Origin of the sequence: Pseudomonas sp. SWRI18, from assembly GCF_014268345.1 — a bacterium.
GTDB lineage: Bacteria > Pseudomonadota > Gammaproteobacteria > Pseudomonadales > Pseudomonadaceae > Aquipseudomonas > Aquipseudomonas cedrina.
In genome coordinates this window covers 52,782-65,204 of record NZ_JACCQQ010000006.1, presented here as the reverse complement: position 1 = coordinate 65,204, position 12,423 = coordinate 52,782, and the positions used below count along the sequence as shown (strand labels likewise).

General features: G+C 62.3%; 10 protein-coding genes. All 10 read left to right on the top strand.

Annotated features, from left to right (window positions below):
- Positions 1-2: 2 nt before the first annotated feature.
- The 10 genes from nuoE to nuoN all read left to right on the top strand — a co-directional run bounded on the left by nuoE (position 3) and on the right by nuoN (position 12,004).
- A complete protein-coding gene (nuoE, locus tag H0Z09_RS09040; RefSeq protein ID WP_003232080.1) occupies positions 3-500 on the top strand; it encodes an NADH-quinone oxidoreductase subunit NuoE in 498 nt (165 codons plus the stop codon).
- Positions 497-1,855 (top strand): NADH-quinone oxidoreductase subunit NuoF, encoded by a 1,359-nt coding sequence (gene nuoF, locus H0Z09_RS09035; RefSeq protein WP_186689804.1) that lies wholly within the window; start codon positions 497-499, stop codon positions 1,853-1,855. Before nuoE ends, nuoF begins: the two co-directional genes overlap by 4 nt.
- A 137-nt stretch (positions 1,856-1,992) precedes the next feature.
- A complete protein-coding gene (gene nuoG / locus H0Z09_RS09030) occupies positions 1,993-4,707 on the top strand; it encodes an NADH-quinone oxidoreductase subunit NuoG (protein WP_186689802.1) in 2,715 nt (904 codons plus the stop codon).
- Positions 4,704-5,711, top strand: a complete 1,008-nt coding sequence (nuoH, locus tag H0Z09_RS09025; RefSeq protein WP_169376054.1) for an NADH-quinone oxidoreductase subunit NuoH — start codon at positions 4,704-4,706, stop codon at positions 5,709-5,711. Before nuoG ends, nuoH begins: the two co-directional genes overlap by 4 nt.
- A gap of 11 nt (positions 5,712-5,722) precedes the next feature.
- Entirely contained in the window at positions 5,723-6,271 is a 549-nt protein-coding gene (gene nuoI / locus H0Z09_RS09020) for an NADH-quinone oxidoreductase subunit NuoI (protein ID WP_076950807.1), read from the top strand.
- 9 nt (positions 6,272-6,280) lie between these two features.
- Entirely contained in the window at positions 6,281-6,784 is a 504-nt protein-coding gene (nuoJ, locus tag H0Z09_RS09015) for an NADH-quinone oxidoreductase subunit J (protein ID WP_057024313.1), read from the top strand.
- A 2-nt stretch (positions 6,785-6,786) separates the two neighbouring features.
- Positions 6,787-7,095: an NADH-quinone oxidoreductase subunit NuoK gene (gene nuoK / locus H0Z09_RS09010; protein ID WP_003174727.1), complete on the top strand. Its 309-nt coding sequence runs from the start codon at positions 6,787-6,789 to the stop codon at positions 7,093-7,095.
- Positions 7,092-8,945 carry an NADH-quinone oxidoreductase subunit L gene (nuoL, locus tag H0Z09_RS09005; protein WP_169376055.1) on the top strand — a complete coding sequence of 618 codons (1,854 nt, stop codon included), beginning with the start codon at positions 7,092-7,094 and terminating at the stop codon, positions 8,943-8,945. The genes nuoK and nuoL overlap by 4 nt, the downstream gene beginning before the upstream one ends.
- 55 nt (positions 8,946-9,000) lie before the next feature.
- Complete coding sequence (gene nuoM, locus H0Z09_RS09000; protein WP_010209575.1) at positions 9,001-10,533, top strand: NADH-quinone oxidoreductase subunit M; 1,533 nt, start codon at positions 9,001-9,003, stop codon at positions 10,531-10,533.
- A gap of 7 nt (positions 10,534-10,540) precedes the next feature.
- On the top strand, positions 10,541-12,004 hold the full coding sequence (nuoN, locus tag H0Z09_RS08995; RefSeq protein WP_076950809.1) for an NADH-quinone oxidoreductase subunit NuoN: 1,464 nt from the start codon (positions 10,541-10,543) through the stop codon (positions 12,002-12,004).
- Positions 12,005-12,423: the final 419 nt, after the last annotated feature.

Genomic DNA, 12,423 nt, shown 5'->3' with positions numbered 1-12,423 from the left:
GCATGAACAGCACGCTTATCCAGACAGACCGTTTCACCTTGAGTGAAACCGAGCGCTCGGCCATCGAGCACGAGCTGCATCACTACGAAGACCCGCGCGCGGCGTCGATCGAAGCCTTGAAGATCGTCCAGAAGGAACGTGGCTGGGTGCCGGACGGCGCCCTCTACGCCATCGGCGAGATTCTCGGCATCCCCGCCAGCGACGTTGAAGGCGTGGCGACGTTCTACAGCCAGATCTTCCGCCAGCCGGTGGGCCGCCACATCATTCGCGTGTGCGACAGCATGGTCTGCTACATCGGTGGCCACGAGTCCGTGGTCAGCGAAATCCAGGCCAAGCTCGGCATCGGTCTGGGCCAGACCACCGCAGACGGCCGCTTCACGCTGCTGCCGGTGTGCTGCCTGGGCAACTGCGACAAGGCGCCGGCGTTGATGATCGACGACGACACATTCGGTGACGTGCAGCCTGCTGGCGTGACCCAATTGCTCGAGGGCTACCCATGACCCTGACATCTTTCGGCCCGGCCAACCTGATCAAGCGTTCGGCCGAGACTCACCCGCTGACCTGGCGCCTGCGTGACGACGCCGAGCCCGTGTGGCTCGACGAATACCAGGCCAAGAATGGTTACGCGGCCGCGCGTAAAGCCTTCGCCGACATGGCCCAGGACGACATCGTCCAGACCGTGAAGGACGCCGGCCTCAAAGGCCGCGGCGGTGCAGGCTTCCCCACGGGCGTGAAGTGGGGCCTGATGCCCAAGGACGAATCCATCAACATCCGTTACCTTTTGTGCAACGCGGATGAAATGGAGCCTAACACCTGGAAAGACCGCATGCTGATGGAGCAACTGCCCCATCTGCTGATCGAAGGCATGCTGATCAGCGCACGCGCGCTGAAAACCTACCGGGGCTACATCTTCCTGCGCGGCGAATACACCACCGCCGCCAAGCACCTCAACCGCGCCGTGGCCGAAGCCAAGGCCGCGGGCCTGCTGGGCAAGAACATCCTCGGCTCGGGTTTCGACTTCGAACTGTTCGTGCACACCGGCGCCGGGCGTTATATCTGCGGTGAAGAAACCGCACTGATCAACTCCCTCGAAGGCCGCCGCGCCAACCCGCGTTCCAAGCCGCCCTTCCCGGCCGCCGTGGGCGTGTGGGGCAAGCCGACCTGCGTGAACAACGTCGAGACCCTGTGCAACGTACCGGCGATCATCGCCGACGGCGTCGACTGGTATAAATCGTTGGCGCGCCCCGGCAGTGAAGACATGGGCACCAAGCTCATGGGCTTCTCCGGCAAGGTCAAGAACCCCGGCCTGTGGGAACTACCGTTCGGCGTGACCGCGCGCGAGCTGTTCGAGGACTACGCCGGCGGCATGCGCGACGGCTACACCTTGAAAGCCTGGCAGCCAGGCGGCGCCGGCACCGGGTTCCTGCTGCCCGAGCACCTTGACGCACAAATGTATGCCGGCGGCATCGGCAAGGTGGGCACCCGCATGGGTACCGGCCTGGCGATGGCGGTGGACAACACGGTCAACATGGTCTCGCTGCTGCGCAACATGGAGCAGTTCTTTGCCCGTGAATCCTGCGGCTTCTGCACGCCATGCCGCGACGGCCTGCCGTGGAGCGTCAAGCTGCTGATGGCCCTGGAAAACGGCGAAGGCCGCGAGGGTGACATCGAAACCCTGCTGGGCCTGGTCAATTTCCTCGGCCCTGGCAAGACGTTCTGTGCTCACGCACCGGGCGCCGTGGAGCCACTGGGCAGCGCAATCAAATACTTCCGCCCTGAATTCGAAGCCGGCATCGCGCCAACCCGCGCGGGCGAGCTCACTCAGGTGGTAACGCCGACCATGGTCGGCGCGTAACGTTTCAAGGAAGCGAAGGGTCCGTGCCCTTCGCCTTTCTCATGTGCTGACGCCTTGATGGCTGTGTAGATGCACATGAATAACAAGATTCCATTAGCCACGCCCGCTGACAACGGGCCAACGAAGAACTTTGAACCATGGCCACTATCCACGTAGACGGCAAAGCGCTCGAAGTCGATGGGGCGGACAACCTGTTACAGGCTTGTCTGTCACTCGGCCTCGACATCCCGTATTTCTGCTGGCACCCCGCGCTTGGTAGCGTCGGTGCCTGTCGCCAGTGTGCGGTCAAGCAGTACACCGACGAGAACGACACCCGTGGTCGTATCGTCATGTCGTGCATGACCCCAGCCACCGACAACACCTGGATCTCCATCGACGATGACGAATCCAAGGCGTTCCGCGCCAGTGTCGTCGAATGGCTGATGACCAACCATCCCCACGACTGCCCGGTCTGTGAGGAAGGCGGTCACTGCCACCTGCAAGACATGACGGTGATGACCGGCCACAACGAGCGCCGTTATCGCTTCACCAAGCGCACCCACCAGAACCAGCAACTGGGCCCGTTCATTTCCCACGAGATGAACCGCTGCATCGCCTGCTATCGCTGCGTGCGCTTCTATAAGGACTACGCCGGCGGCACCGACCTCGGCGTGTTCGGCGCCCACGACAACGTGTACTTCGGTCGCGTTGAAGACGGCGTGCTCGAAAGCGAGTTCTCCGGCAACCTCACCGAGGTCTGCCCGACCGGTGTGTTCACCGACAAGACCCACTCCGAGCGCTACAACCGCAAGTGGGACATGCAATTCGCCCCGAGCATCTGCCATGGCTGCTCCAGCGGTTGCAACATCTCCCCGGGCGAGCGCTACGGCGAGCTGCGCCGTATCGAAAACCGCTTCAACGGTTCGGTCAACCAGTACTTCCTGTGCGACCGTGGCCGTTTCGGCTACGGCTACGTCAACCGCGAAGACCGCCCACGCCAACCGCTGCTGGCCGATGGCGCCAAGCTGAGCCTGGACGCCGCGCTGGATAAAGCCGCCGACCTGCTGCGTGGCCGCAACATCGTCGGGATCGGCTCGCCACGCGCCAGCCTCGAAAGCAACTTCGCGTTGCGCGAGCTGGTCGGCGCCGAGCACTTCTACAGCGGTATCGAAGCCGCCGAGCTGGAGCGCATCCGCCTGGTTCTGCAGGTGCTCAATGACAGCCCGCTGCCCGTGCCGAACATGCGCGACATCGAAGACCACGATGCGATCTTCGTGCTCGGTGAAGACCTGACCCAGACCGCCGCGCGTATCGCGCTGTCGCTGCGCCAGTCGGTCAAAGGCAAGGCTGAAGACATGGCCGACGCCATGCGCGTACAGCCCTGGCTCGACGCGGCGGTGAAAAACATCGGCCAGCACGCGCTGAACCCGCTGTTTATTGCCAGCATCGCTGAAACCAAGCTCGACGATATCGCCGAAGAATGCGTACACGCCGCGCCGGACGACCTGGCCCGCCTCGGTTTCGCCGTGGCTCACGCCCTGGACGCCAGCGCGCCTGCGGTCGAAGGCCTGGACGCTGAAGCCGTTGAGCTGGCCCAGCGTATCGCCGACGCCCTGCTGGCCGCCAAGCGCCCATTGATCATCGCCGGTACCTCGTTGGGTTCCAAGGCGCTGATCGAAGCCGCCGCCAACATCGCCAAAGCCCTGAAGCTGCGCGACAAGAACGGTTCCATCAGCCTGGTCGTGCCGGAAGCCAACAGCCTTGGCCTGGCCATGCTCGGTGGCGAGTCCGTGGACGCAGCCCTGCAAGCGGTGATCGACGGCACCGCCGACGCCATCGTGGTGCTGGAAAACGACCTGTACACCCGCCTCGACGCGGCCAAGGTCGACGCTGCGCTGAACGCGGCCAAGGTCCTGATCGTCGCCGACCACCAGAAGACCGCCACCAGCGAGCGTGCCGACCTGGTGTTGCCGGCGGCGACCTTCGCCGAAGGCGACGGTACCCTGGTCAGCCAGGAAGGCCGCGCCCAGCGCTTCTTCCAAGTGTTCGATCCGAAGTACATGGACGCCGGCATCCTGGTGCACGAAGGCTGGCGCTGGCTGCATGCCCTGCGCGCCACCCTGCTGAACCAGCCGATCGACTGGACCCAGCTCGACCACGTCACCGCCGCCACCGCCGCCAGCGCGCCGCAGTTGGCGCGTATCGTCGATGCCGCGCCGTCCGCCGCGTTCCGCATCAAGGGCTTGAAACTGGCCCGTGAGCCGCTGCGTTATTCCGGTCGTACCGCCATGCGCGCCAACATCAGCGTGCACGAACCGCGTACCCCGCAAGATAACGACACCGCGTTCGCCTTCTCCATGGAAGGTTACTCGGGTTCGGTCGAACCGCGTCAGCAGGTGCCGTTCGCCTGGTCGCCGGGCTGGAACTCGCCGCAGGCCTGGAACAAGTTCCAGGACGAAGTCGGTGGTCACATCCGCGCCGGCGACCCGGGCACCCGCCTGATCGAAAGCAGCGGTGATTCGCTGAACTGGTTCGCCGCCGTACCGCGTCCGTTCAACCCGGCCCAGGGTACCTGGCAGGTCGTGCCGTTCTTCCACCTGTTCGGCAGCGAAGAGACCTCTTCCAAGGCCGCGCCGGTTCAAGAACGCATTCCCGCGCCTTACGTGTCCCTGGCCAAATCCGAAGCCGATCGCCTCGGCGTCAACGACGGTGCACTGCTCAGCCTGAACGTGGCCGGCCAGACCCTGCGCCTGCCGCTGCGCATCAACGAAGCGTTGGGCGCCGGCCTGGTGGCATTGCCAAAAGGCATCGCGGGGATTCCTGCGGCAATCTTTGGCAAAACCGTTGACGGTCTGCAGGAGGCAGCGCAATGACCTGGTTCACCCCTGAAGTGATCGACGTGATCATCTCGGTCGTCAAGGCCATCGTGATCCTGTTGGCCGTGGTCGTTGCGGGCGCCCTGCTCAGCTTCGTCGAGCGTCGCCTGCTGGGCTGGTGGCAGGACCGTTACGGTCCGAACCGCGTTGGCCCGTTCGGCATGTTCCAGATCGCCGCCGACATGCTGAAGATGTTCTTCAAGGAAGACTGGACGCCGCCGTTTGCCGACAAGGTGATCTTCACCCTGGCGCCGGTGGTGGCCATGAGCGCCTTGCTGATCGCCTTCGCCGTCATCCCGATCACCCCGACCTGGGGCGTGGCGGACCTGAACATCGGCTTGCTGTTCTTCTTCGCCATGGCCGGTTTGTCGGTGTATGCCGTGCTGTTCGCCGGTTGGGCCAGTAACAACAAGTTCGCCCTGCTGGGCAGCTTGCGTGCCTCGGCGCAAACCGTATCCTATGAAGTGTTCATGGGGTTGGCGCTGATGGGCATCGTGGTGCAGGTCGGCTCGTTCAACATGCGCGACATCGTCGAGTACCAGGCGCAGAACCTGTGGTTCATCATTCCGCAGTTCTTCGGCTTCTGTACCTTCTTCATCGCGGGCGTCGCCGTGACTCACCGTCACCCGTTCGACCAGCCGGAAGCGGAACAGGAACTGGCCGACGGTTACCACATTGAATATGCCGGCATGAAGTGGGGCATGTTCTTCGTCGGTGAGTACATCGGCATCATCTTGATCTCGGCCCTGCTGGTCACGCTGTTCTTCGGCGGCTGGCACGGTCCGTTCGGCATCCTGCCGCAGTTGGCGTTCTTCTGGTTCTTCCTGAAGACCGCGTTCTTCATCATGTTGTTTATCCTGCTGCGCGCTTCCATTCCGCGTCCACGATACGACCAGGTGATGGATTTCAGCTGGCGCTTCTGCCTGCCGCTGACCCTGATCAATTTGCTGGTGACCGCTGCCGTTGTGTTGTTGAACACGCCAGCGGGCGCGGTTCAGTGAGGATTTGACCCATGTTCAAATATATTGGCGACATCGTTAAGGGTACCGGTACCCAGTTGCGAAGCCTGGTGATGGTGTTCGGTCACGGCTTCCGCAAACGCGACACCCTGCAATACCCGGAAGAAGCGGTGTACCTGCCGCCGCGCTATCGCGGCCGTATCGTGCTGACCCGCGACCCCGATGGCGAAGAGCGTTGCGTTGCCTGCAACCTGTGCGCCGTGGCGTGCCCGGTGGGTTGCATCTCCCTGCAGAAAGCTGAAACCGAAGACGGTCGCTGGTACCCGGACTTCTTCCGCATCAACTTCTCGCGCTGCATTTTCTGCGGCCTCTGCGAGGAAGCCTGCCCGACCACCGCGATCCAGCTCACGCCGGACTTCGAGATGGCCGAGTTCAAACGTCAGGACCTGGTGTACGAGAAAGAAGATCTGCTGATCTCCGGTACCGGTAAAAACCCTGATTACAACTTCTATCGTGTTGCAGGTATGGCCGTTGCCGGTAAGCCCAAAGGCGCCGCACAAAACGAAGCCGAGCCGATCAACGTGAAGAGCTTGCTGCCTTAAGGAAGAAAGATGGAATTCGCTTTCTATTTCGCATCGGGTATCGCAGTTGTGGCCACGCTTCGCGTGATCACCAACACCAACCCCGTGCACGCCCTGCTCTACCTGATCATTTCGCTGATCGCCGTGGCCATGACCTTTTTCAGCCTCGGCGCGCCGTTCGCCGGTGTGCTGGAAGTGATCGCCTATGCCGGCGCCATCATGGTGCTGTTCGTGTTTGTGGTGATGATGCTCAACCTGGGGCCGGCTTCGGTCGCCCAGGAACGCGTCTGGCTCAAGCCCGGCATCTGGCTCGGCCCGGTTGTCCTCGCAGCACTGCTGCTGGGTGAACTGCTGTATGTGCTGTTCGCTCACCAGAGCGGCCAGGCCATCGGCCACACCACCGTGGACGCGAAAGCCGTGGGCATCAGCCTGTTCGGCCCGTACCTGCTGGTGGTAGAACTGGCTTCGATGCTGCTGCTCGCCGCAGCCATCACCGCCTTCCACTTGGGCCGCAACGAAGCCAAGGAGCAATGACGATGCCTGCTATCCCTTTGGAGCATGGTCTGGCGGTCGCCGGCATCCTGTTCTGCCTTGGCCTGGTCGGCCTGATGGTCCGCCGTAACATTCTGTTTGTGTTGATGAGCCTGGAAATCATGATGAACGCCGCGGCACTGGCGTTCATTGTCGCGGGTGCACGTTGGGGCCAGCCGGATGGACAAGTCATGTTCATCCTGGTGATCAGCCTGGCTGCCGCCGAGGCCAGTATCGGCCTGGCGATCCTGCTGCAACTGTATCGTCGCTTCCACACGCTTGATATCGATGCTGCCAGTGAGATGCGCGGATGAACATGATCTTTCTGACTTTCGTATTTCCCCTGATCGGTTTCCTGCTGCTGTCGTTCTCTCGCGGGCGCTGGTCGGAAAACCTCTCAGCCCTGATCGGCGTTGGCTCGATTGGCCTGTCGGCGATCGTTGCCGCCTATGTCATCTGGCAATTCAACGTGGCGCCGCCCGAAGGCGGTCACTACACCCTGGTGCTGTGGCAGTGGATGTCGGTGGAGGGCTTCAAGCCCAACTTCGCCCTCTATGTCGACGGCCTGTCGATCACCATGCTCGGCGTGGTGGTGGGTGTCGGCTTCCTGATCCACCTGTTCGCGTCCTGGTACATGCGCGGTGAAGCGGGCTACTCGCGCTTCTTCGCGTACACCAACCTGTTTATCGCCAGCATGCTGTTCCTGGTGCTGGGCGATAACCTGTTGTTCCTGTACTTCGGCTGGGAAGGCGTGGGCCTGTGCTCGTACCTGTTGATCGGTTTCTACTACAGCAACCGCAACAACGGCAACGCGGCGCTCAAGGCGTTTATCGTCACGCGCATCGGTGACGTGTTCATGGCCATCGGCCTGTTCATCCTGTTCCAACAGGTGGGCACGCTGAACATCCAGGAACTGCTGGTGCTGGCACCGCAGAAATTCCAGGTCGGCGACTTCTGGATCACCCTGGCGACCCTGATGCTGCTGGGTGGCGCCGTCGGTAAATCGGCGCAACTGCCGCTGCAAACCTGGCTGGCGGATGCGATGGCTGGCCCTACCCCGGTGTCGGCACTGATCCACGCCGCAACCATGGTGACCGCCGGTGTCTACCTGATCGCGCGTACCCACGGCCTGTTCACCCTGGCGCCGGATATCCTGCACCTGGTGGGCGTGGTCGGCGGCGTGACCCTGGTGCTGGCCGGTTTTGCCGCGCTGGTGCAGACCGACATCAAGCGCATCCTCGCCTACTCGACCATGAGCCAGATCGGCTACATGTTCCTGGCCCTGGGCGTCGGCGCCTGGGACGCGGCGATCTTCCACCTGATGACCCACGCCTTCTTCAAGGCCCTGCTGTTCCTCGCTTCCGGTGCGGTGATCGTGGCCTGCCACCACGAGCAGAACATCTTCAAGATGGGCGGCCTGTGGAAGAAACTGCCGCTGGCCTACGCCAGCTTCATCGTCGGTGGTGCCGCCCTGGCCGCCCTGCCGTTGGTGACCGCCGGTTTCTACTCCAAGGACGAAATCCTCTGGGAAGCCTTCGCCAGCGGTAACCAGAACCTGCTCTACGCAGGCCTGGTGGGTGCCTTCATGACCTCGCTGTACACCTTCCGCCTGATCTTCATCACCTTCCACGGTGAAGCCAAGACCGAAGCGCACGCAGGCCACGGCATTTCCCACTGGTTGCCGCTGTCGGTGCTGATCGTGCTGTCGACCTTCATCGGCGCCCTGATCACCCCGCCACTGGCCGGTGTGCTGCCTGAAAGCGTCGGCCATGCCGGCGGCGCCGACAAGCACAGCCTGGAAATCGCCTCGGGCGCCATCGCCATTGCCGGTATCCTGCTGGCGGCCCTGCTGTTCCTCGGCAAGCGTCGCTTCGTCACGGCGGTCGCCAACAGTGGCATCGGGCGCTTCCTGTCGGCCTGGTGGTTCGCCGCCTGGGGCTTCGATTGGCTCTACGACAAACTGTTCGTCAAGCCTTACCTCGCCATCAGCCATGTACTGCGTAAAGATCCGCTCGACCAAACCATCGGTTTGATCCCGCGTGCCGCCAAGGCCGGTCACACCGCCCTGAGCCGCAGCGAGACCGGCCAATTGCGTTGGTATGCAGCGTCCATGGCGGCGGGTGCCGTTCTGGTGATCGGCGCCATCGTCGTGGTAGCGGTCTGACTATGTTTAAGTGCACTGCGTACTTTGCGAACTTGCGAAAGGAAACGAGCCCGTCATGATTCTGCCCTGGCTAATCCTGATCCCCTTTATCGGCGGCCTGCTCTGCTGGATGGGTGAACGCTTCGGCGCCACCCTCCCCCGCTGGATTGCGTTGCTGACCATGTCCCTGGAACTCGCGCTCGGCCTCTGGCTGTGGGCCCATGGTGACTATTCATTCGCTCCGGCACCGGGCGTCGATCCCACCTTCGCGCTTGAATTCAAGCACGTGTGGATCCAGCGCTTCGGCATCAACGTGCACCTGGCCCTCGACGGCCTGTCGCTGTTGATGATCCTGCTGACCGGCCTGCTGGGTATCCTCTCGGTACTCTGCTCCTGGAAAGAGATCCAGCGTCACGTGGGCTTCTTCCACCTGAACCTGATGTGGATTTTGGGCGGCGTTGTCGGCGTGTTCCTGGCGCTGGACCTGTTCATGTTCTTCTTCTTCTGGGAAATGATGCTGGTGCCGATGTATTTCCTCATCGCGCTCTGGGGTCACAGCTCTTCGGACGGCAAGAAAACCCGGATCTACGCGGCGACCAAGTTCTTCATCTTCACCCAGGCTTCCGGCCTGATCATGTTGGTGGCGATCCTGGGCCTGGTACTGGTCAACTTCAACAACACCGGCGTGATTACCTTCAACTACGCCGACCTGTTGAAGACCAAGATGTCCCTGACCACCGAGTACATCCTGATGCTGGGCTTCTTCATCGCGTTCGCGGTGAAGCTGCCGGTGGTGCCGTTCCACTCTTGGCTGCCTGACGCTCACGCCCAGGCGCCGACTGCCGGTTCCGTGGACCTGGCCGGTATCCTGCTGAAAACCGCTGCCTACGGCCTGCTGCGTTTCGCCCTGCCGCTGTTCCCGAATGCCTCGGCCGAATTTGCGCCGATCGCCATGACCCTGGGTCTGATCGGGATCTTCTACGGTGCGTTCCTGGCTTTCGCCCAAACCGACATCAAGCGCCTGATTGCCTTCTCGTCCGTTTCCCACATGGGTTTCGTACTGATCGGCATCTACTCCGGCAGCCAACTGGCGCTGCAAGGCGCGGTGATCCAGATGTTGGCCCACGGTGTGTCGGCCGCTGCGCTGTTTATCCTCAGTGGCCAGCTGTATGAGCGCCTGCATACCCGTGACATGCGTGAAATGGGTGGCGTGTGGTCGCGCATCGCGTACCTGCCGGCGATCAGCCTGTTCTTCGCCGCCGCGTCCCTGGGCTTGCCGGGTACCGGTAACTTCATCGGCGAGTTCCTGATCCTGATGGGTGCCTTCGTGCAAACGCCGTGGATCAGCGCCATTGCCACCTCCGGCCTGGTGTTCGGTTCGGTCTACTCGCTGATCATGATCCACCGCGCCTACTTCGGCCCGGCCAAGTCCGACACCGTCCTGCAAGGGATGGATGCTCGCGAACTGATCATGGTGCTCGGCCTTGCGGTATTGCTGATCTACATCGGCGTGTACCCGCAACCGTTCCTGGACACTTCTGCCGCGACGATGCATGGCGTGCAGCAGTGGTTCGGCACCGCCTTCTCTCAACTCGCTTCGGCCCGGTAAGAGCGCTATGGAATTCACGATCCAACACTTTATCGCGCTTGCGCCGCTGCTGATCACCAGCCTCACCATTGTGGTGGTGATGCTGGCGATCGCCTGGCGCCGCAATCATTCGCAAACGTTCCTGCTGTCCTGTGCCGGTCTCAACCTGGCTCTGCTGTCGATTATCCCGGCCCTCAAGGTCGCGCCACTGGCGGTCACGCCGTTGATGATGATCGATGACTTCGCGTTGCTGTACATCGCGCTGATCCTGGTCGCGACCCTGGCCTGCGTCACCCTCGCCCACGCTTACCTTGGCGAAGGCGGCACCGGTTACCCGGGCAACAAGGAAGAGCTGTACCTGCTGATCCTGCTGGCGGCGGCCGGCGGTATCGTGCTGGTCAGCGCGCAGCACCTGGCCGGCTTGTTCATCGGCCTGGAACTGCTGTCGATCCCGACCTACGGCCTGGTGGCGTACGCCTTCTTCAACAAGCGTTCGCTGGAAGCCGGCATCAAGTACATGGTGCTGTCGGCCGCCGGTTCCGCGTTCCTGTTGTTCGGTATGGCCCTGCTTTACGCCGAAGCCGGCAGCCTGAGCTTCACCGGTATCGGTCACGCCCTGGCCGCCACCAGCATGCCTGCGCCCATCGCCCAGCTGGGCCTGGCCATGATGCTGATCGGCCTGGCGTTCAAGCTGTCGCTGGTGCCGTTCCACCTGTGGACCCCGGACGTGTACGAAGGCGCCCCGGCGCCGGTGGCGGCGTTCCTGGCGACCGCGTCGAAGGTTGCCGTGTTTGCGGTGATGGTGCGTCTGTTCCAGATCTCGCCAGCGGCCAACACCGGCGTGCTGAGCGACGTACTGACCGTGATCGCCATTGCGTCGATCCTGTTCGGTAACCTGCTGGCCCTGACCCAGAACAACCTCAAGCGCTTGCTGGGTTACTCTTCCATCGCTCACTTCGGCTACCTGCTGATCGCCCTGGTGGCGAGCAAAGGCCTGGCCGTGGAAGCCATGGGCGTGTACCTGGTCACCTACGTGATCACCAGCCTCGGCGCGTTCGGCGTGATCACCTTGATGTCGTCGCCGTTCAAAGGCCGTGACGCCGACGCCCTGTACGAATACCGCGGCCTGTTCTGGCGCCGTCCGTACCTGACCGCCGTGCTGACCGTGATGATGCTGTCCCTGGCCGGTATCCCGCTGACGGCCGGCTTTATCGGCAAGTTCTACATCGTGGCAACCGGTGTAGAAGCCCACGAATGGTGGCTGGTTGCATCGCTAGTACTGGGCTCCGCCATCGGCGTGTTCTACTACCTGCGCGTCATGGTCACCCTCTACCTGATCGAGCCAAACCTGCGCCGTGTAGATGCCGAGCTGCATTGGGAACAGAAGGCAGGCGGCGTGATGCTGCTGGCCATCGCCCTGCTCGCGTTCTTCCTGGGCGTGTACCCACAACCGTTGCTCACCCTGGTGCAGCACGCGGTGTTGGGCGTTTGATCGCTTAGCGTGAGGTTGTAAACAAAACGGCGCCTTCGGGCGCCGTTTTGCGTTCAAGGGTTTATAGCTAATTTGCGCTCTTTTACGATTTATCCAGCACTCGGTGGAGGGCGCAACCTGGCAACACCCGAGATCAAATGTGGGAGCTGTCGAGCCCCGGCGAGGCTGCGAAGGCGGCGGCATGGCTGGCATTTACTTCGCCTGACCCACCGCCTTCCCCCTTCTGGTTCATTAGCAGGCTGACTTCGGCGTAGGGGTTGGTTCGGTCTTAGGTCAACGGTGTCTCTGCCGAAGTCATCCACCTTGAGCTTGGTGTTCTCAAGGGGCAGCCCCTAAAAACCCATATAGAAGGCGTCACTATGCCGCGCCAGCAGGCAAACTGTCATTTTGAATGAACCTTTTTCGACGCTCCCGTATCC